This is a genomic window from Streptomyces liliiviolaceus, from assembly GCF_018070025.1.
Classification (GTDB): Bacteria; Actinomycetota; Actinomycetes; order Streptomycetales; family Streptomycetaceae; genus Streptomyces; species Streptomyces liliiviolaceus.
In genome coordinates this window covers 1,277,266-1,295,772 of the sequence record NZ_JAGPYQ010000002.1, presented here as the reverse complement: position 1 = coordinate 1,295,772, position 18,507 = coordinate 1,277,266, and the positions used below count along the sequence as shown (strand labels likewise).

Sequence of the window (18,507 nt, the reverse complement as noted above, 5' to 3'; positions counted from 1 at the left end):
CGTGTGGCGCCGGACGTCGCCTCCGCAGGGACGCGGCTGATCACCCGACGGCACGTGGACTACTGCCGCACCGCCTCCGCCGCCTGTCCTTCCGCACGTATCTGACCTCTGTCGGCCCGCCGGGCCGACGGGCTTCTCGTGCCCCTCGGAAGGAACACCATGTCCGGCCCCGCCCTGCGGCTCGCCGTGGAACTCGACGGTGACGGCGCGCACCCCGCGGCCTGGCGCCGCGCCGCCCATGCCCCCGATCACCTGCTGACACCCCGCAGGCTCTCCCGCGTCGCCGCCGCCGCGGAGAACGCCGGGTTCACCCTGATCACCCTGGAGGACGGCACACTCCCGCCCGGCGCCACGCCCGATGTGGTCGGCCGAATCGGCGCGGTGGAGCGCGCCGCGTTCCTCGCGGCCTCGACGAGTGTCATCGGTATCGCGCCGGTCGTCCCGCTGACGTACGCCGAACCCTTCCACGTCTCGGCCCAGTTGGCGTCACTGGACCACATCTCGGTCGGGCGTGCCGGATGGGTGGTGAGCGAGGAGACGCGTCCGGAGGCCGCCCGGCTCTGGGGCCGCCGGCTCGTCGACGGTGCCGCCGCCCGGGCCCGTGAGTCCCGCGACGGCATCGAGGTCGTCCGTGCCCTGTGGGACTCGTGGGAGGACGACGCGGTCATCCGTTCCGTGGCCACCAGCCGCTACCTGGACCGGGAACGACTCCACTACGTCGACTTCACCGGCGACACCTACGCGGTGAAGGGCCCGGCGATCGTGCCGCGCCCGCCGCAGGGGCAACTCGTCGTGCTCGGCCGGCCCGACCTCGTACCGGCCGGGCACCTCGACGTGGGCCTCGTCGCGGGCCGCGACCTAGCAGCGCTCGAAGCGGCCGCGGCCGCCGCCGGAACGCCGCGCACCTTCGCCGAGGTCGAAGTCGCCCTCGACACCCCGGACGCCACGGCCGAGGAGCGGCTCGCCGACCTTGAACGCCACGCGCCCTGGGGCGACGGCGGACGGCTGCGCCATGTCGGTTCCGCCGCCGGACTCGCCGCCCTGCTGGAGCGGTTGAGGGGCGTCGTGGACGGCGTGCGCCTGCACCCGCTCGTCGTCGACGAGGACCTGAACGTGCTGTCCGGACTGGTCCTGCCCCACCTCTTCGAGCGGCGCCACGCCGTTCGCCCGCTGCCCGGCTCGTCCCTGCGGACCCAGTTGGGACTGGAACGACCCGCCAACCGCTACGCCGCCCAGAGGACCCAGACGACCCCGGCGACCCCGATCCGGGAGGAGACCCGATGACCCGCACGGACCCCCTCGACGTCCCCCGGCCCGACGCACAGCTCCACCTCGGTGTCTTCTTCCAGGGCGTCAACCACTGGACCATCTGGTCCGACCAGGCCAGCGGCTCCCAGATCGACCCCGCCAGCTACCGGCGCGTCGCGCAGCGCGCCGAACGGGGCCTGTTCGACGCGTTCTTCCTGGGGGAGGGGCTGCGGCTGCGCGAGGTCGACGGCCGCATCCACGACCTGGACATCGCCGGACGACCGGACGCCATCACCCAACTCGCCGCGTTGGCCGCCGTCACCGAGCGGATCGGCCTCGTGAGCACGTCCAACACCACCTTCAACGAGCCCGCCGACCTCGCCCGCCGCCTCTCCGGTCTCGACCTGCTCTCGGAAGGACGCGCCGGCTGGAACGTGGTGACCACCGACAACGCCTGGACCGGTGCCAACTTCCGGCGCGGCGGCTACCTCGACCACGCCGACCGCTACCGGCGAGCCGAGGAGTTCCTGACCGTGGCCCGGGCGATCTGGGACGGCTGGGACGACCGGGCCGTCTCCGCCTCCTCCGGCGCTCCCGCCTGGGCGGCCCCCGGCGGCGTACGCCAAGTCCGCCACCAGGGAACCCAGTTCGACGTCAACCTCGTCCCCACCCTGCCGAGGAGCGCCCAGGGCCATCCCGTGATCTTCCAGGCCGGGGATTCCGGCGAGGGGCGCGACTTCGCCGCCCGCAACGCCGACGTGATCTTCTCCGCGCACGGCAATGACTTCGACGACGCGCTCACTTTCGCCGACGACCTGCGGCGGCGCCTGCGTGCCGTCGGCCGGCCCGACGACGACCTGCGCATTCTCCCGGGCACGGAGATCATCATCGGGGCCACCGAGGAGGAGGCGCTGGAGAAGAAGCGGTGGATCCGCCTGCAACAGGTCACTCCGGCAACGGCATTGGGCATCGCCGGACTCCTGTGGGGTCTGGACCTCTCCGACCGCGACGCCGACGGGCCGTTGCCCGAGGAGGACCCGGTCGTCGCGGAGAACGACGGCTCCTTCGGCGCCCGGCGCGTCGCCGATCCGCGCGCGGTGGTCGCCGAGTGGCGGGAGAAGGCTCAGGCGCACGGCTGGTCGCTGCGCGAGACCGTCATCGCGCTCGGCCCCCAGCGCGGTCACGTCGGAACTCCGGCCGGCCTCGCCGACAAGTTCGCCCACTACGTCCGGCACGGTGCCGTGGACGGCTTCAACATCACTCCGTACCTGATCCCCGACGGCCTGGACGACATCGTCGACCTGCTCGTCCCCGCCCTGCAGGAACGTGGCGTCTACCGCACCGAGTACACGGGCACGACCCTGCGCGACCACCTGGGGCTGCGGGAACCCCTCACCCACCGCTCCACGACCTGCCGACGGCAGGCCGGGTGAACCGTTTCCGCAGCGCGTTCCCTCCGGATCAGAACGCGTAGGGCCCGAACCGGCCCCACGCCACGGCCGCGGCCAGTATCAGAAGTACTCCGCTCGGCGCCAGCGCAGGGAACTCTCGCCGTCGCAGGTGCATCGCCACGGCGCAGGCCATCACCAGGGCCAGTCCGGTCGCGGCGAGCGGGACCAGGGTCGGCGCGATGTCGACCATGGCGGGCAGGACCACGCCGATCGCACCCACCACCTCCAGCGCGCCGATCGCGTGCGGAGCCCAGCGCGGTGCGTCCTCGGCCCAGTCCTGAGCGGCGACGTACTTCTCGTGCGACAGCGCCAGCTTGAACAGGCCGGAGAAGAGGAAAGCCGCGGCGAGCAGTGCGGCGATGATCCACAGAATGATGTTCATGATTTCCCATACGGAGAAGGAACAGACGGAGGGGAGTTGTGCACAACCGGGGTGGTCGGACGTCATGCGAGGAACGCGGTGACCGCCTCGGTGAACCAGTCGGGGTCTTCCTCGGCGACGAAGTGCCCGGTCGGGGCGACCATGCCTTGGACGTGGTCGGCGTGAGGGGCCAGCGCCAGCGCGGTGGAGGTTCCGGACGAGGCGGAGCCGATGGCGAGTACGGGCATGGGCAGTTTCCGCTCGGCGAGCAGGGCGCGGTTCTCCCGGCCGTCGTCCAGGAGGGTGCGGTAGTGCTCGAAGCCGCCGCGCAGCCGCTCGCGCCCGGTGTACGCCCGGGCGTAGGCGGCGAGGTCGTGCTCGTCGAACGTGCCCGGGTTGGACATGGCGGTGAAGGTGGCGGTGAAGAACTCCAGTTCGTGACCGTCGAAGAGCATCTCGGGAATGTGCGGGGTCATGAAGAGGCCGAAGTGCCACATGCCGCCCTCAGCGACGTTCATCGCCTCTTCCAGGCCGAGGCCGGGCAGCAAGGAGTCGACCAGGATGAGACGGGAGATGTCCTCGGGGTGGGCGGCGGCCCAGGCGAAGGCGACCATGGAGCCGATGTCGTGGCCCGCCACGGCCACGGGGCCGGTGAGATCCAGGGCGGTGAGGACGCCACGTATGTCGTCGGCCTGCTGGGTCTTGGCGTAGCCGCCCTCGGGACGGTCACTGTCGCCGGTACCCCGCAGGTCGGGCACGACGACGGTGTGGTGGCGGGCTAGGTCCGGCATGACGCGGGCCCAGGCGCGGGAGGTCTGGGGCCAGCCGTGGAGCAGGACCAGGACGGGACCGCTGCCGCCGACCGCGACCGACAGGCGGGTGCCGTTGGTGTCGATCCGCCGCACGGAGAAGCCGTCGGGAAGCCAGTCGCCAGTGCTCATGGCAGTGCCTTTCATCGAGAACAAAGGGAGAAGGGGAGAAAGAGAGAAAGGGTCAAAGAGACAAAGGGGCAACAGTCGTCTGAGGGATGGCCAGTCGGCGCAGGCGTTCCTCGCCGATCATGGTCAGCATGTCGGTGTGCCGGGGCTGCCACCCCAGATCCCGCCGTGCGCGGACAGCGCGGACGCGGCTGGAGACGGACATGATGAGGGCGCCGAACTCGCCCCACACCCCGGTGGCCTCCTCGGGGGTGAGGCTGTGTGCCTCGACGCCGAGGTCCGCGGCGACGCGTTCGGCGATCCAGCGGTTGGGGACCTCTCCGGCCACCGCGTGATACAGCCCGCCGGGTCGGCCCTGCTCCAGGGCGAGGGAGAACAGACGGGTCACGTCGTCGATGTGGACGTGACCGTAGGTGTTCAGCCCTTCCCCGACGTAGCAGGCTGCCCCTGTCACGGCCACCGACCGGTAGACCGACGACACATGGCCGTGATCGCCGGGACCCCAGATCAGACCGGGCCGGACGACCATCGAGCGCAGCCCGTCGCCGGCGGCGGCCATGACGGTGTCCTCGGCGGCCTTCCGATAGGCGGCCAGGGGCTCGGGCGTGAACGGATCGTCCTCGGCGAAGACATCCGGACTCCAGGCGCCGCCGGTGCGCTGCGCCAGCACTCCGGTGCCGGACAGGAGGACGAGCGTCGTGTGCGTACCGGTCAGGGCTCGGACGAGGTCCTGAACGGTCGCGGTCTCCTGCTCGGGTCCGGCCTGGGCGGCATAGACGACCGCGTCGGCAGCCCGAGCCGCCGTCATGACGGCACCACGGTGCTCGTCCAGGTCGCCTGTCACGGGGGTGATGCCCTGGGAGTCGAGAGTGGCGGCAGCGCTCCCGGTGCGGGCCAGGCCGGTGACCGAGTGGCCTTCGGCGGACAGGTGCCGGGCCAGGGCGCCGCCGACGAAGCCTGTGGCGCCGATGATGAAGATGTCCATGACGAGGCTTCTCAGGAGGGCAGGGCGCTGAGTTCGCCGCCGTCGGCGAACAGCACGGCGCCGTTGACGTAGGAGCTGGCGTCACCCACCAGGAAGGAGACGATGTCGGCGATCTCGCCGGGGTCTCCGGCGCGACCGCGGGCGTTGGTCCTGTCCAGCATCGCGATGTGCTCGCCGAGCATGGCCCGGGTGCCCTCGGTGTGTACGGGACCGGGGGAGACGGTGTTGACACGCACGCCGGAGGGACCGAACTCGGTCGCCCAGTAGCGGGTGAGGACCTCCGCGCCCGCCTTGGAAGCGCCGTAGGCGGCGCCGATGGGGGCGGGCATACGGGCCGCACTGGAGCCGACGATCACGATCGACCCCCGACCACGCGCGGCCATGCCCGGCGCCAATGCGCCGACCAGCAGGAACGGGGCGCGCGTGTTGACCGCGACCTGCCGGTCGAAGCTCGCGGCGTCGCTCACCGCGGTCGGAGCGAACTCGTACAGACCCGCGCTGTTCACCAGGATGTCCACAGCGCCGGCCTCGGCGGCCAGGCGCAGCGTGCTGTCGGCGTCGGTGAGGTCCGCGGCGATGAAACGGGCACGGCCGCCCCCGCTCTCGATCTCCTTGACCAGAGCCTCACCACGATCCTGATCGCGACCGTGCAGGACAACGTCCGCGCCCTGAGCGGCAAGGCTCCGCGCGATGGCTCTGCCGATGCCGGACGTCGCTCCGGTGACGAGTGCGGTACGGCCCTGCAAAACGGTGTCGGCGCTCATGGTGGTCTTCCTTGCTGCGGTGCTCTCAGCGCGCGGCACGGATGACGGCCGGCGCTCTGCCGCAATCCACTATGCACACAAGATGTTCTGTCGGCAAGAACATCTGTCGGTGAGCGCATGCGGTACGATGTGCGGGTGAGCGCATCCACGTCCGAGAACAAGAAGCCGCGTGCCGAGACGGAATCCCTGGCGCTGGACACCGACCTGGGCTGGGCGATCCGCATGGTGTCCACGGCGTTCCGCCGCGTCGCCACCGACTCCGTCGCGGACCTGCCCGGCGGGGCCCGCGGCTACCTGGTCCTGGTGGCACTGGCCGGTGGCAGCGAGCCGCCCTCCCAGCTCGCCCTGGCCAGGGAAGTCAGTCTCGATCGCACCGTGATGACCTACCTCCTCGACGACCTCGAAGCCCACGATCTGGTGACCCGCAAGCCGGATCCACGCGACCGGCGCGCCCGCCAGGTCCTCATCACCGACACCGGACGCGCCCGCCTCACCGAAGTACGGCACAGCCTCGCCGCCGCCGAAGCGCGCCTCCTGACCGACCTCGGGCCCAAGGACACCGAGCAGCTGCGGACACTGCTCGCGCGCGTCGCACAGACCGCGCAGCGCGAAGTCGTCGCGCCCGACGAAGCAGCGTGCTAGCCACACGCGCGGCCGTAGGACGCAAGGACGGGGCAGAGGACTGCCGGAGAGGGCCGGGGCTCGTAGGAGCCTGCCGAACCGGCCTGGGTCGCTGACGTCGAAGGCGGATGCCGCCGGTTCAGAGAAAGCTGACGCCGGTCAGTTCTTCGGCCGCCGTCCAGAGCTGCTTGCCGACGGCCGGGTCCGCCGCCTCGCGGCTGAGCCGGGCTTCGGTGACCCGGCCCCTCGTCTCCCCGAGCGCGGCCGGTCCGAAGAACTGCCCGCCCCGCAGGCCGGGTTCGGTCGCGGCGCGCAACTGCGGCAGCGCGCCCTGCTCCACGGACTGGGTGGCCAGGAGGCCGGCCCACGCGATCAGCTGCCCGACCCGGCCACGGTGCTCCCAGGCGCGCGGGGTCAGGTTGGTGCGGGTGAGACCGGGGTGGGCCAGCGTGCTGACGACCGGCGATCCGGCAGCGCGCAGGCGGCGGTCCAGTTCCAGGCCGAAGACCGTCGTCGCGAGCTTGGACCGGCCGTAGGCGGGAGCGGCCCGGTAGTCACGCTCGAACATCAGGTCGTCGAAATCGAGGTGCGCGCTCTTGTGGGTGATCGAACTGAGACTGACCACCCGGGGTTCCCGCGCCGCGGCCAGCTTGCCCAGCAGCAGGCCCGTCAGCGCGAAGTGGCCCAGCATGTTGGTGCCGAGCTGCATCTCGAAGCCGTCGACGGTGCTGCGGCGCGGGCCGAGCAACACGACGCCGGCGTTGTTGACCAGCAGGTCGATCGCCGGGTGGTCGGCGGCCAGCCCCGCGGCGAACTCCCGTACCGAAGCCAGGGAGGCCAGGTCCAGCTCCCGTACCTCGACGTCGCCGCCGATCCGGCGGGCGGCCTGTTCACCGGCGCCGGTGTTGCGGACGGCGAGCACGACGTGCGCGCCGTGGCGGGCCAGTTCGGTGGCGGTGACCAAGCCGAGGCCCGAGTTCGCGCCGGTGACGACGGCGATCCGGCCGTGCTGGTCGGGAATGCGGTCGGAGGTCCATCCGGTCATCCGCTGCTCCTTGAGGGTGTCGGTGCGGGACACCGGCGACGCTAGGAGCAGTACGCATGGGATCGGTCGTTCTCGGTTGCCTAGGTCTGCGGGACCTACCTTGCCCGCCCGGCGACGCGGCACACTGGGCGGATGAGCCATCCCTACGCCCGTGAGCTGGGAGATTTCCTGCGCGCCCGGCGCGGCAGACTGCGTCCCCACGACGTCGGTCTGGAACCCGGCGACCGACGCAAGGTCACCGGGCTGCGGCGCGAGGAACTGGCACTTCTGGCTGGGCTGAGCACCGACTACTACCAGCGGATGGAACAGGGCCGGGAGGTGCGCCCGTCCGACGACGTCCTGGACGCGCTCGCCCGCGCACTCGGACTCGACGACGAAGAGCGCCGGCACCTGTTCACCCTGGCCCGCGCCGCCCGCCGACCCCTGCCCGCCCGGGTGGACCACGGTCCGGAAGAGGTGCCGGACAGCACCCGCCGACTGCTGCGGGTGATGGACACCCCGGCGCTCGTACTCGGCCGGCACCTCGACCTGCTCGCCTGGAACCCGATGGCGGAGGCGCTGCTCGGCAGCCCGGACGCCCTCCCGTCCGACCGGCTCAACATGCTCCTGCTGATGTTCGACGACACGCTGACGGGCGAGCGGAGCTGCCCGGACTGGGAGCGGCAGGCCCTGGACTACATCGGCATGATGCGCGCCGCTGTCGCCACCGACCCCACCCATCCGCGCGCCACCGCCGTCGTGGGTGAACTGAGCATCCGCAGCGCCGAGTTCCGGCGACTGTGGGCCCGGCACGACGTACGCGCGTCGGTCAGCGGCTCCAAGACCTTCCGGGTCCCCGAGGTCGGCGACATCGTCCTGGACTGGGACACCTATCCGCTGCCCGGCAGACCCGGCCCGTTCATCCTGGCCTTCACCGTCGAACCGGGCAGCCCCGACGCGGAGCGCCTGCAGCTTCTGGCGTCGTTGCACGCGACCCGCTCGGCACGCGACGGCAAGCGCTCCGCCTAGAACTGGAACCTCAAGGATCAGGTGGGTGTCACCTGGGCGACGGTGTCAGTCGACTGTCGCACCGCCCTTCTTGTCCGCGACGCCCACGTCCAGGAGCGCGCTCTCGGAGGTACCGAGGAACGCCAGGGTCTTGCGATCGAAGACCCAGTAGTTGTTCGGGTTGCCTTCGCCGGTGCCGGAACCGGTGTACGTCAGGCCGATGCCCTCGCGTCCCGCGCCGTCCTTGGCGTGCTCCACGACGCGTACGTCCGGCAGTTGGGCCACGGCCCGGTACAGCGCGGCGCTGAGGTCGGGCAGCAGGGTGGCCTGGTCGAGGATGACGCCGACGTTCCCGAAGACGGTCTCCGCCACCCGGTCCTCGGGCACCCCGGGATCGTTCTTCAGCTTCGCCAGCAGCAGATCGGGATCGGTCGGCAGGGCCTGCAACTGGCGCAGGTACAGGTAGGCGGTGCCGTCGAACATGGTCATGTCCGAGGTCCAGGACGGGTCGAGGCTGCCGTCCTGCTTCAGCGCGGTGAGACGGCGCAGGCCGCTACGCCCCTGTTTCACCGGCTGCCACTCCTCGACCTCGACCTGTCCCTCGTACGTCTTGAGGCCGGTGACCTTGCCCTGGGCGTTGCGCACGGGCTTCGAGGGGCCGGTCCAGATGTCCGTCGAGCCCTGGGCCCTGGTGTAGACGTACTGGTCGTCGCGGACCTCGACCGCGGGGCGTTCGGCCGCGGCCAGGGCGATGCGGTCCAGCAGTTCGGTTGCCTCCAGCCGGCCGGGGTCCCCGGTGGTGGCCGTCGTGACGTCACCGCCGTCTCCGAAGGAGCCGTCCACGGCCACCACGCCCAGGCCCACGACCGCGGCCAGAGCCAGGGGTACGGCGACGAGGACGGTACGGCGGCCGGCGCGGCGGCGGGCCGGGGCGGTCGTCTCGCGGGTGATCTCCTGCATCAGGTGCTCCCTCAGAACGCGGTGCCGTTCCGGCGAGAAGACGGGAACGTCCGGTGCGGGCAGCGCCCCGGTCGGCTCCCGGCGGTCAGAGGTGCGGTCGGGCCGCTGCGTCGGGTCGGTGTTCATCGCTTCGTCTCCTGCGTGGACCGGGCCGCCCGTTGGCGGCTGCCCTGTGACTGTCCGGCCGGGAGCCGGCGTTGCGTGCCGTCCCCGTCCAGTTCCTGATCGGTGAGCCCCCGCAGCCGCTTGCGGGCACGCGAGAGCCGGGCGCGTACGGTGCCGACCGCCACGCCCAGGGTCCTGGCCGCCGTCGCGGCGTCCTGGCCCTCCCGCACGCACAGCGCGAACACCTCGCGCTCCGCGCGGCGCATCGTGTGCAACGCCCGTTGTGCGGCCGCCAGTTCCTCGATGTCGGCAAGACGCCGCGCCACCTGCTCCGCATGGTCGGGCACCGGCTCGGGCGGCGGCACCCTGTTGAGCGCCGCTCGGTGTCTTCGTGCCGCGCGAGCCGTGTTGCGCGTGACGTTCGTCGCGATGCCCAGCAGCCACGGCCGCAGATCGTCCTCGCCCGGCAACACCCGCTCGCGCAGCCGCCACGCCTCCAGGAAGGTCAGGGACACGAGGTCCTCGGCGAGATCGAGGTCGCCGGTCAGCCGGATGACATGTCGTTGGACCGCACGGGCGTGTTCGTCGAACAGTGTCCCGAACGCATCCGGATCTCCGGCGCGCACACGGGCACGCAGTGAAGTCTTCACACCCTTCCCTGTCCCCCCGCGCCCCCACGTTGCGATGACCTACGTCACACTGCGCGCGCGGTCCCGAACGCAAGGGTGCCCGCACGGACACGCCGGCCATGCTGCCGTACCCGGAGGCCGCCCATCACCCTTCTCGTCGAGTGCGAGGTCCCGGCCACGGAACGACTCAGCTGTCTGTGATCGTGAGGTGCAGATAGTCGTAGATGGCCTCGCCGCGGTTCTCGGCGCGAAGCTTGCGCAGGATGCGTTTCACATGCGATTTCACGGTTCCGTTGCTGATGACCAGTTGTTCGGCGATACGGTCGTTCGTCGCTCCGGTGGCCATCAGGGACAGCACCTCCAACTCGCGCGGAGTCAGGAGGGATTCCAGCGCCGCCGACGAGGAGTGGACGGGCGGGCGGTCGGTCCTGGAGTCGGATGACGTGGCGGACGCACGCGGTATGAGTTCGATCTCCGCGGAGGCGAGATCGCCCAGCACGTTCCCGAGCGTTTCCATGGCGGCCTGGACCTTCGCGCGCTGCTCGCCGAGCCTTGCCAGCAGCACGGTGCGCTCGAAGAGCTGGCCGAAAGCACGGGTGAACGCCCACAGAACGTCGAGGTCGAGGGAGGTCACCGGCGCGGAGGCGTGATCCGCGTGGAGGAACCCGATGACGCGCCCTGCGGGCATGAGCGGCGCCGCCACGTAGGAACGCAGCCCGGATGCTTCGAGGAGGGGGCGGTGGACCCGCGGGTCGTGCTCTCCGTCGGTGACCAGCGCCGGCCGGTGGCAGCGCACCATCTCGCTTTCGAGGGTCAGGTGGTCCAGCTGAATCTCGGGAACGCCGCGCATCCACTCGCGGAAGGCTCGTTCGGGTTCCCGGTCCGTCACTGCGCGGCTCTTCCAGGGACGCCAGACGGAGCCCTCCACCCGGGACAGCATCACCCGGTCGAATCCGCAGCTGCTCAGGACCGTTTCACAGGCTCGGTTCAGCAGTTCTTCCGGGTGGCGCAGTTTGCGCAGCGGGGACAGGCCCGCCTCCACGGCGTCCAGTCGGCGCAGCCGCTCATGGGACAGGTGGTCGTGGATCTCGTGGCGCACGTCGAGAGCGTCCGCCAGGCTGGTGCCGAGGCCGACCGCTTCGACGCCGTCGGCGAGGGCGCTCCTCGACACCAGGCGTTCCCGGAGCGCCGAGGTCAGGACGGCCAACCGGTCGTCCAGGGCGGCGAGGTCGTGCATGGCGTCGGGAACCGCGGCGTGCTCCGGGCCGGTGAGATGCGCGGCGGCCTCCAGCACCTTCCTGCCGCGGTCCGCGAGTTCGCTGTGCCGCACTGCGGGCCGGGCCGGGGAGCCGGCGTCGTGACGCCCGTCGCGGGACTGCGCCCTCACCGTCTTCGCCCCTGGCGGAGGCTACGCGTCATGACAGCCCTTTCTCTGCGTTGCGCCCCGTGCGGTCCTGCGTGAACTCACCTGCCGGGTGCCGGTACCGTCAGGTTCGCGAGACGTACCTGCCCGCGGGCCGTCAGACGCCCGTCGTCGTCGACCACCTCGACCGACCAGAGCTGCTGGGAACGCCCCCGGTGGACGGGAACGGCCGTGGCGGTGAGCCGGCCGGAACCGACGGGTCGCAGGAAGTCGGTCTGGTTGGCGGTGCCGACGACTCTTCCCCGGTCCCCCCACCACAGGCTCGCGCCGATGCTCGCGGCGGTCTCCACCAGGGCGCAGTACACGCCGCCGTGCACGATCCCGTGGCCCTGGAGGTGTTCGGGGCCGACCTCGCAGGAGATCACCGTCCGGTCGCCGTCCTGCACCAGGTACCTCATCCCGAGAACCTGCCCCAGACCTGCGTCAGCCGGTACGCCGTCCACGGACTGTCCTCTCGCCGGAGTGGCGGCCCTGCGGGGACGGGGCCGCGGTGCGTGTGAGTGTATCTTGCTTTAGGTTCATTCTCGATATAGTTCTTTAGGTCTGACCGTTCGGTTCGCCGAGGGAGGTTCTGGCAGAGATGCGAGAGGAAGACGCCGTATGACCGAGAAGCTGGTCCGTTACGCCGTGGACGAGAAGGGGGCCGCCTTCGTCACGCTGGACCACCCGCAGACGCGCAACGCCCTCAGCGACGAACTGCTCGACGACCTCATCGAGGCACTGGAGCGGGCGCGGGACGACGAAGTCGCCCGTGTCGTCGTGCTCACGTCCTCCCACGACCGGATCTTCTCCTCCGGTGGGAACCTGAACGCTTTCGCGGACGACAGGCCGGCTGTCGAGAAGTACGCGGGGCTCGACCGCTTCCCGCGCCTCTTCACAATGATCGGAGCCCTGGGCAAGCCCGTGATCTGCGCGGCGGGAGGAGACGTCCTCGCCGGGGCGTTCGGGCTCGCGCTCGCCTGCGACCTCGTCATCGCCAAGGAGTCGGTGCGCTTCGGATGCCCCGAGATCAACGTCGGGGCGTTCCCCTTCATGATCTCCGCGCTCATCTATCGCAACGTGGACCGGATGAAGGCCAATGAACTGATGATGCTGGGCGACCTGATCACGGCCGGCGAGGCCCGCGATCTCGGGTTCGTCAACAAGGTGGTTCCCGACGGGGAGTTCGACACGGAGGTCGCCTCCTGGGCGCACCGGATCGCCGCCAAGTCGCCGCTGCTCATGAAGCTGGGCAAGGACGCGATCAACGCGACCCGTGACCTCGCCCTGCAGGAGGCGCTCGACGCGCTGCGGGCCCAGCTCGCCCTGGCCTTCACCACCGAGGATCTGGCGGAGGGCGTGCGGGCGTTCCGTGAGAAGCGCAGCCCTCGGTGGCGGATGCGCTGACACCCGGCGGCCGCGGACCGTTCTCCCTCGCGCACGAAGGGGCGGCCCGCGGGCGCGGGCGACAGTCCGGCTCGCGAGCGGGCGCGACCCATGCGCGCCGAGGGCGGGCGAGCCGATCGGCCCCGCGCCGCTCAGCTGTCGTCGGAGACCGTGATGTCGGTGCGCTCGTCGACCGCGAGCACGGCATCCGCGTAACCGTGCACGTGGCGCGTCATGCGGCGGGCCGCCGCCTTGGGGTCCTGGGCGCGGATCGCGTCGGTGATCGACTGGTGGGCCCGCACCGCCACCCGCCGCACCTCCGCGTCGACGAACCGCTCGTTCTCCGTGGCCGCGTAGATCGCCCGGGACAGGGCCGCCATGAAGCCGGTGAGGAGTTCGTTGTGGCTCGCGGTCGCGACGGCCACGTGCCAGTCGACGTTGGCCTGGAGGAACGCGGCCAGGGTGCCGTTCTCGTCGGCGATCGCCTCGTTCGCGGCGTCGAGCGCCGCGAGATCCTCCTCCGTGCGCTGCGTCGCGGCCAGCCGGGCACAGTACGGCTCGATAGCCTCCCGCGTCTCCAGCAGCGACGAGAGCCGGATCTGACGGCCGCGGATGAGGAGGCTCACGGAACTGGCGATCGAGTCCTTGCCCGGTCGCTGCACGAAGGCGCCACCCGCGCGGCCCGTCTTGATCCGGACCAGCCCCTGCACCTCCAGGATGCGCAGCGCCTCCCGTACGGTGGTGCGGCTCATCTGTGTCTGCACCACGAGCTCGCGTTCCGGGGGCAGCGCGGTGCCTTCGTCGAACTCGCCGCTCAGGATGCGCTCACGCAGTTCGTTGGCGAGGACGTCCGACGCCTTCGGGACCTCCATGGGCGCGAGCCGAATCACGGACTGCCTGCCGCCGGACGGACGAGCGGCCGCTGTCTCGGACATGATTCTCCTGGGCTCTTGGTGGGGGGCTGCTCTGAAGGATGGTCCAAGGGTCTGACCTAATCACTCTTCAATCTATCACTCCGATTGTGTCACGGCTGCGCCGAGAGCGTGGCGTCCCTGGGTCCGGAATACCGTTGGCCCAGCTTGTACTTGAGAATTTCGCCGCCCACCGTCTCCGGCACCGCCTCCACGAAAATGATCCATTCGGGGGATTCGACTTCGTCAGTGCTCGGTCCCGGGAAGCGCCGGGCCGTCCGAGCCGCCCCCGGAGCGTGTCTCGACGACGACCTTGCCGAGTGCGGCGCGGCGCTCGATCAGCCCGAGGGCCTCGCCGCCCCGCTCCAGGGGGAGGCACCGGCCGACGAGGGGCTTGATGCTGCCGTCGGCGGCCATCCGCTCCAGCTCGGCGTTCAGTGTCACCGCCAGGGAGGGATGCCGTTCGGCGTACGCGGCCAGGGCCACGCCGACCACGCTGAGGTCCCGCAACAGCAGCCGGTTGACCTTGACGGTCGGAATGGAACCGCCGGCGAACCCGACCACCGCGAGCCGGCCGCCGACGTCCAGGGACCGCAGCGAGTCGGTGAACCGGTCGCCGCCCACCGGGTCGACGACGACGTCCACCCCGCGACCGCCGGTGAGTTCGCGCGCCCGGGCGGCCCAGCCCGCGGTGGAGCGTACGACCTCGTCGGCGCCGGCCTCGCGGGCGACCTTCTCCTTCTCGTCGCCGGACACGACGGCGATCGACCGGCCGCCGAGCGCGCGCACCAGTTGGAGCGTCGCGGTGCCGACCCCGCCGGAGGCACCGTGCACGAGCACGCTCTCGCCCTCCGCCAGCCGCACGCGGTGGAGTGCGAACCACGCGGTCGCGTAGTTGAGGTAGAGGGCCGCGCCCTCGGCCCAGCTCAGCGAAGGGGGCAGTTTGACGGCGAACTGCGGTATGGCGAGCGCGCGTTCGGCCATGGCGCCCCAGAGGGTCAGCGCCGCGACCCGGTCCCCGGGCACGAGTCCGGAGTCCTCGGGCGCCTCCAGCACCGTACCCGCGACCTCGCCGCCGGATACGTACGGCGGGCGGCGGCCGTGCTGGTAGGCGCCGCGGGTCTGCAGCAGGTCGGGGAAGGACACCCCGGCGGCGTGCACGTCGATCAGCAGCCGGCGGCCGTTCGCCCACGGGTGCGCCCCGGCGGGTTCGGGCACCTCGGCGACGGCGCCCCCGTCCGGTCCCGTCAGCTCTTCGATCACGAAGGCGCGCATCAGCGGCACCTCCGGACCCCGGCCGGAATGCGGTCGTCTCGGGTCACGCGGTCTTCCTTCCGTCGTGGTCGGCTCCGGTCCCGTCGGGGGAGAGCAGCGCGGGATGGCCCTGGAGGCGCAGGACGAGCAGAGCCGTCTGCACGCTGAGTTGGTCGCCGGCGTCCGCCAGTACGTCGAGGCCGGTCAGGTCGTGCACCCGGGCGAGGCGCAGCCGGACGGTGTTCTCGTGCACGCCCAGCTCCACCGCGGACACGCGCACACTGCGTCCCGAGTCGAACCAGGCCCGCAACGTCAGCAGCAGAGTGGCGTGGTGCGCGGCGGGGGTGAGGAGCGGGCCGAGGACGTCGTCGACGTACCTGCGTACCGAGGCCGCGCCGCTGTTGGCCAGGAAGAGCCGGGCCGGACCGAGGTCGTCGACGGCGAGGACCCGGGGCGAACGGCCCCCGGCGAACCTGCCGATGCAGTGGGCGACCTCACGCGCCTCCCGGTAGGCCCGCGCCAGCTCCGACGGCTCGGCGACCGACGACACCCCGGCCGCCAGACCGTCACCCCCGGGCTGTGCGGCGCAGACCTCGCGCACCGCCGACTTGACCAGGGCGGCCACCGCCGCGGCTTCGGTGTCCCGCGGAGACTCGACCAGGAGGACCAGCCCCTCGGACCCACGGGTCGTCAGCACATCGAGACCCAGCCGGCGCCGGATCCCGGCTGCCAGCCGCTCGTCGCCGGCGAGGTCGAAGACGGCGGGATCGTCGAACCGGCCGCCGGGCCCGGTGAGGTAGACCAGCACCCGTCGCGCGTCGATGTCGACGCCCAGGTACTCCCCGCTGCCCCGCAGATCGTCCACGGTGGAGGTACCGCGTACGAGCTGGCGGGCCAGGGAGGAGCGCGCGTTCCAGGCGACGTCGGCCACGCGCTTCTGGACGGTGAACTCCGTCGCGGCGCACTCGGCGCCGCGGCGTGCGACGAGCAGGTCGTAGGCCGTCAGCAGGGCGGGGTACTCCATGATGACGAGCCAGCCGAAGTGCCGGTCGCCGGCGAGCACCGGCGTGAGCACATGACGTCTGAGCAGGCCCGCCGCCGGCCGGGCGGGCACCACGGCCGGCTCGCACGGCTCGCACGGTTCGCCTGTGCGGGGCACCCGGGCTCCGGCGAGTATCTGGTTCACCGGCTGGATCCGCACCTCGCCGACAGGGCCCGCCGAGGTCACCAGCCGATGCTGTGCGTCGAACAGGGCGACGGCCTTGCCGGTCAGCTCCGCACAGGCCCGGACGAGTGGGGACAGGCCGCCCGGGCGGCCGACGAGCCGGCTCAGCCGGCGTTCCGCCTCGCCGCCCAGCCGCAGTGCCTCGTGCCGACGGGTCAGTTCCTCGTGGGCGGCGGCGAGCCGGCGGTTCGTCAGGACCCCGAGGACCGCGGCGCCCACGAGTTCGGCGCAGGCCGACACCGGGTCGGGCGACGGCTCCCCGGCCCGGTGGTCCACGGGGTGATCGAGCAGGGCGAACCCGAGGAGGCCGGTGCCGGGGCCGCTCACGGGGACCGCCAGCCGTGCGCTCCCGGGCCCGCCCCGTCGGTCCGCGCCGAGGACGCAGGGCCGTCGGCCGGCCTTCAGCAGTTCCACCAGCGGATCGTCCGGACCCATGGACCGCCGGGTCAGGCGTGAGGGGGCCGGGGTGTCCGGGTAGCCGAGCGCGGCCTCGACGCGGAACCGTCCGGTGGCCGCGTCGCGCAGGAACAGCCTGCCGTTCGCGAACCCCGCCGCGGCACAGAGCCGACGGATCGCGAGACGCAGCACCGCGTCCTCATGGCCCTGCCCGTCGGACTTCGCGGCCGCGGTCCGCACACGTTCCACTGACGACGTCATGGGCCGCTCTTTTCCGCGAGTGAGGTCGGAGTGCCATGCAGGGGCCACAAACTCTGCGATTGGCCCAAAGTTAAAATGGTCGGATCGAAAAAACAATAGATCGGTAACCGGCCGACCGTCGACGACCCAGCCGCGAGAGGCCGTTACCGCCGGTCAGGGGCCCGTTCAGCCGGATGGCACCCGGCCCGCGAGCCGCCCCTCCACAGCACTTTTCAGCCCGCCTCTCTCTCCAAAGGGGGATGACAATCCCCCTTTGTGGAGACGCCCGCCGTGCGCAAGCCGCCCATCATCGGGTGGCGCAGGGTGTTCCGCCCTGATTCCGCGCAGTTGAGTAGGGGTACCGTCTGTGAACCACAGAATCATGCGGATGCTCGTGGCATGCTCGATGACCGGCACCGTCGCGGCCTGCGGCGCCTCCACCGGTGACACCGCCTCGTCGGCGGACGACAGCGTCATCAAGGTCGCCGTCATCCCGCCCAGCAGCGGCGCGCTGGCCCAGTTCGGGTCCGACACGGCGAAGGGCTGGCGCTACGCCGTCGAGGAGGTCAACCGCAAGGGCGGTGTCGACGGCCACAAGATAGAGCTCGTCGAGATGGACACCGACGCGACCCCCGCCACCACGCTGCGGGCGGCGCGCGAAGCCGTCCTCAAGAAGGGCGCCAAGTTCATCGGCGGGGTCATGACGTCCACCGAGCACGGTGCCCTCAACCGGCAGCTCGCCGGGATGAACGCCCTCTCGTTCAACAGCCTCGGCAAGGACGACGCGCTCACCGGCAAGGACTGCGTCGCGAACGCCTTCCGCGTCGTGCAGAGCAACACCATGGACGTCAACGCCCTCGCCGGCACGCTCAAGAACCTCCCGGGCGACAGGTGGGCGATCCAGGCCGTCGACTACTCCACGGGCCACACGGCGGCGAAGGTGTTCAAGGCGGCCGCGACCAAGGCCGGCAAGAAGGTCGTCCTGGAGCAGTTCGCCCCGCTGAACACCACCGAGTTCGGCTCCTACATCACCAAACTCAAGAGCAGCGACGCGGACGCCCTGTTCGCCGTCGAGTACGGCGCCGACGGCGTCGCGTTCGTCAACCAGGCCGTCCAGTTCGACCTGCCCGCCGAGTTCAAGGCGGTACTGGGATTCAACATGGTCTCCGAGCCGCTCTTCAAAGCCATGGGCGACAAGATCGTCGGCTTCTACAACAACGTCGGCTACGACGTGAAGGCCGACAACGCGCTGAACAAGAGCTTCGTCGACGGCTTCGAGAAGAAGTACAAGGAGACGCCCTACTACGTCGAGGCCGACGCCTACCTCGCCGCCCAGACGCTCTTCGCCGGGATCGAGAAGGCAGGCAGCGGCGACCCCGCCAAGGTGCGCGCGGCCCTGGAGGACCTGAGCTTCGACAGCATCGTCGGCAAGGTCACCCTGCGCGGCGCCGACCACCAGCTGATACGCCCCTCGCACCTGGGCCAGGTCGAGAAGGCCGGCAGCGGCCTCGCCTTCAAGACGATCGCCACGGCCCAGGGAACCGACACCTCCCCGCAAGCGGACCCCGCCTGCAAGCTCTGACCCACCTCCACACGACG

The 18,507-nt window shown here is 71.2% G+C and carries 18 protein-coding genes; 6 read left to right on the top strand and 12 right to left on the bottom strand.

Annotated features, from left to right (window positions below; translation table 11 throughout):
- Positions 1-159: 159 nt before the first annotated feature.
- Positions 160-1,284: an LLM class flavin-dependent oxidoreductase gene (locus tag J8N05_RS41065; RefSeq protein WP_210892278.1), complete on the top strand. Its 1,125-nt coding sequence runs from the start codon at positions 160-162 to the stop codon at positions 1,282-1,284.
- Positions 1,281-2,681, top strand: coding sequence for an NtaA/DmoA family FMN-dependent monooxygenase (locus tag J8N05_RS41060; protein WP_210892276.1), 1,401 nt, complete (start codon positions 1,281-1,283; stop codon positions 2,679-2,681). Before J8N05_RS41065 ends, J8N05_RS41060 begins: the two co-directional genes overlap by 4 nt.
- A 28-nt stretch (positions 2,682-2,709) precedes the next feature.
- On the opposite strand, the gene J8N05_RS41055 is transcribed toward J8N05_RS41060, so the two are convergent.
- The 4 genes from J8N05_RS41055 to J8N05_RS41040 form a co-directional block, all read right to left on the bottom strand.
- Positions 2,710-3,081: a DoxX family protein gene (locus tag J8N05_RS41055; RefSeq protein WP_210892274.1), complete on the bottom strand. Its 372-nt coding sequence runs from the start codon at positions 3,079-3,081 to the stop codon at positions 2,710-2,712.
- Between the two features lie 62 nt (positions 3,082-3,143).
- Positions 3,144-4,001, bottom strand: coding sequence for an alpha/beta fold hydrolase (locus tag J8N05_RS41050; RefSeq protein WP_210892272.1), 858 nt, complete (start codon positions 3,999-4,001; stop codon positions 3,144-3,146).
- A gap of 52 nt (positions 4,002-4,053) precedes the next feature.
- Positions 4,054-4,983 carry an NAD-dependent epimerase/dehydratase family protein gene (locus J8N05_RS41045; protein ID WP_210892270.1) on the bottom strand — a complete coding sequence of 310 codons (930 nt, stop codon included), beginning with the start codon at positions 4,981-4,983 and terminating at the stop codon, positions 4,054-4,056.
- Between the two features lie 11 nt (positions 4,984-4,994).
- A complete protein-coding gene (locus J8N05_RS41040; RefSeq protein ID WP_210892268.1) occupies positions 4,995-5,747 on the bottom strand; it encodes an SDR family NAD(P)-dependent oxidoreductase in 753 nt (250 codons plus the stop codon).
- A gap of 135 nt (positions 5,748-5,882) precedes the next feature.
- Here J8N05_RS41040 and J8N05_RS41035 point away from each other — a divergent pair, with 135 nt between their 5' ends.
- The gene (locus J8N05_RS41035) at positions 5,883-6,389 is read left to right on the top strand and encodes a MarR family winged helix-turn-helix transcriptional regulator (protein ID WP_247706892.1); all 507 of its coding nucleotides are present in this window, start codon (positions 5,883-5,885) and stop codon (positions 6,387-6,389) included.
- Positions 6,390-6,507: 118 nt separating this feature from the next.
- Here the strand turns inward: J8N05_RS41035 and J8N05_RS41030 are convergent, their stop codons facing one another.
- A complete protein-coding gene (locus J8N05_RS41030; RefSeq protein ID WP_210892265.1) occupies positions 6,508-7,413 on the bottom strand; it encodes an oxidoreductase in 906 nt (301 codons plus the stop codon).
- A gap of 132 nt (positions 7,414-7,545) precedes the next feature.
- Here J8N05_RS41030 and J8N05_RS41025 point away from each other — a divergent pair, with 132 nt between their 5' ends.
- A complete protein-coding gene (locus tag J8N05_RS41025) occupies positions 7,546-8,421 on the top strand; it encodes a helix-turn-helix transcriptional regulator (protein ID WP_210892263.1) in 876 nt (291 codons plus the stop codon).
- A gap of 45 nt (positions 8,422-8,466) precedes the next feature.
- On the opposite strand, the gene J8N05_RS41020 is transcribed toward J8N05_RS41025, so the two are convergent.
- The 4 genes from J8N05_RS41020 to J8N05_RS41005 all read right to left on the bottom strand — a co-directional run bounded on the left by J8N05_RS41020 (position 8,467) and on the right by J8N05_RS41005 (position 11,915).
- Complete coding sequence (locus tag J8N05_RS41020; RefSeq protein WP_210892261.1) at positions 8,467-9,486, bottom strand: CU044_5270 family protein; 1,020 nt, start codon at positions 9,484-9,486, stop codon at positions 8,467-8,469.
- A complete protein-coding gene (locus tag J8N05_RS41015) occupies positions 9,483-10,115 on the bottom strand; it encodes an RNA polymerase sigma factor (protein WP_210892259.1) in 633 nt (210 codons plus the stop codon). Before J8N05_RS41015 ends, J8N05_RS41020 begins: the two co-directional genes overlap by 4 nt.
- A 166-nt stretch (positions 10,116-10,281) precedes the next feature.
- Positions 10,282-11,481, bottom strand: coding sequence for a LuxR C-terminal-related transcriptional regulator (locus tag J8N05_RS41010; protein ID WP_210892257.1), 1,200 nt, complete (start codon positions 11,479-11,481; stop codon positions 10,282-10,284).
- Positions 11,482-11,558: 77 nt separating this feature from the next.
- Positions 11,559-11,915, bottom strand: a complete 357-nt coding sequence (locus J8N05_RS41005) for a PaaI family thioesterase (protein ID WP_210892255.1) — start codon at positions 11,913-11,915, stop codon at positions 11,559-11,561.
- A 202-nt stretch (positions 11,916-12,117) separates the two neighbouring features.
- On the opposite strand from J8N05_RS41005, the gene J8N05_RS41000 reads away from it, so the two are divergent.
- Positions 12,118-12,903 carry an enoyl-CoA hydratase/isomerase family protein gene (locus J8N05_RS41000; RefSeq protein ID WP_210892254.1) on the top strand — a complete coding sequence of 262 codons (786 nt, stop codon included), beginning with the start codon at positions 12,118-12,120 and terminating at the stop codon, positions 12,901-12,903.
- 131 nt (positions 12,904-13,034) lie between these two features.
- Here the strand turns inward: J8N05_RS41000 and J8N05_RS40995 are convergent, their stop codons facing one another.
- The 3 genes from J8N05_RS40995 to J8N05_RS40985 all read right to left on the bottom strand — a co-directional run bounded on the left by J8N05_RS40995 (position 13,035) and on the right by J8N05_RS40985 (position 16,929).
- Entirely contained in the window at positions 13,035-13,817 is a 783-nt protein-coding gene (locus J8N05_RS40995) for a FadR/GntR family transcriptional regulator (protein ID WP_247706891.1), read from the bottom strand.
- Between the two features lie 222 nt (positions 13,818-14,039).
- On the bottom strand, positions 14,040-15,068 hold the full coding sequence (locus J8N05_RS40990; protein WP_210892252.1) for an NADPH:quinone oxidoreductase family protein: 1,029 nt from the start codon (positions 15,066-15,068) through the stop codon (positions 14,040-14,042).
- A 43-nt stretch (positions 15,069-15,111) separates the two neighbouring features.
- Positions 15,112-16,929: a PucR family transcriptional regulator gene (locus tag J8N05_RS40985; protein WP_210892250.1), complete on the bottom strand. Its 1,818-nt coding sequence runs from the start codon at positions 16,927-16,929 to the stop codon at positions 15,112-15,114.
- Between the two features lie 346 nt (positions 16,930-17,275).
- On the opposite strand from J8N05_RS40985, the gene J8N05_RS40980 reads away from it, so the two are divergent.
- Complete coding sequence (locus tag J8N05_RS40980; protein WP_210892248.1) at positions 17,276-18,490, top strand: ABC transporter substrate-binding protein; 1,215 nt, start codon at positions 17,276-17,278, stop codon at positions 18,488-18,490.
- Positions 18,491-18,507: the final 17 nt, after the last annotated feature.

Excerpts from the sequence above, each read along its gene's own strand:
- J8N05_RS41065 (WP_210892278.1), top strand. The coding sequence starts at position 160 with ATGTCCGGCCCCGCCCTGCGGCTCGCCGTGGAACTCGACGGTGACGGC.
- J8N05_RS41060 (WP_210892276.1), top strand. The coding sequence starts at position 1,281 with ATGACCCGCACGGACCCCCTCGACGTCCCCCGGCCCGACGCACAGCTC.
- J8N05_RS41055 (WP_210892274.1), bottom strand. The coding sequence starts at position 3,081 with ATGAACATCATTCTGTGGATCATCGCCGCACTGCTCGCCGCGGCTTTC.
- J8N05_RS41050 (WP_210892272.1), bottom strand. The coding sequence starts at position 4,001 with ATGAGCACTGGCGACTGGCTTCCCGACGGCTTCTCCGTGCGGCGGATC.
- J8N05_RS41045 (WP_210892270.1), bottom strand. The coding sequence starts at position 4,983 with ATGGACATCTTCATCATCGGCGCCACAGGCTTCGTCGGCGGCGCCCTG.
- J8N05_RS41040 (WP_210892268.1), bottom strand. The coding sequence starts at position 5,747 with ATGAGCGCCGACACCGTTTTGCAGGGCCGTACCGCACTCGTCACCGGA.
- J8N05_RS41030 (WP_210892265.1), bottom strand. The coding sequence starts at position 7,413 with ATGACCGGATGGACCTCCGACCGCATTCCCGACCAGCACGGCCGGATC.
- J8N05_RS41025 (WP_210892263.1), top strand. The coding sequence starts at position 7,546 with ATGAGCCATCCCTACGCCCGTGAGCTGGGAGATTTCCTGCGCGCCCGG.
- J8N05_RS41020 (WP_210892261.1), bottom strand. The coding sequence starts at position 9,486 with ATGAACACCGACCCGACGCAGCGGCCCGACCGCACCTCTGACCGCCGG.
- J8N05_RS41005 (WP_210892255.1), bottom strand. The coding sequence starts at position 11,915 with ATGAGGTACCTGGTGCAGGACGGCGACCGGACGGTGATCTCCTGCGAG.
- J8N05_RS41000 (WP_210892254.1), top strand. The coding sequence starts at position 12,118 with ATGACCGAGAAGCTGGTCCGTTACGCCGTGGACGAGAAGGGGGCCGCC.
- J8N05_RS40995 (WP_247706891.1), bottom strand. The coding sequence starts at position 13,817 with ATGTCCGAGACAGCGGCCGCTCGTCCGTCCGGCGGCAGGCAGTCCGTG.
- J8N05_RS40990 (WP_210892252.1), bottom strand. The coding sequence starts at position 15,068 with ATGCGCGCCTTCGTGATCGAAGAGCTGACGGGACCGGACGGGGGCGCC.
- J8N05_RS40985 (WP_210892250.1), bottom strand. The coding sequence starts at position 16,929 with ATGACGTCGTCAGTGGAACGTGTGCGGACCGCGGCCGCGAAGTCCGAC.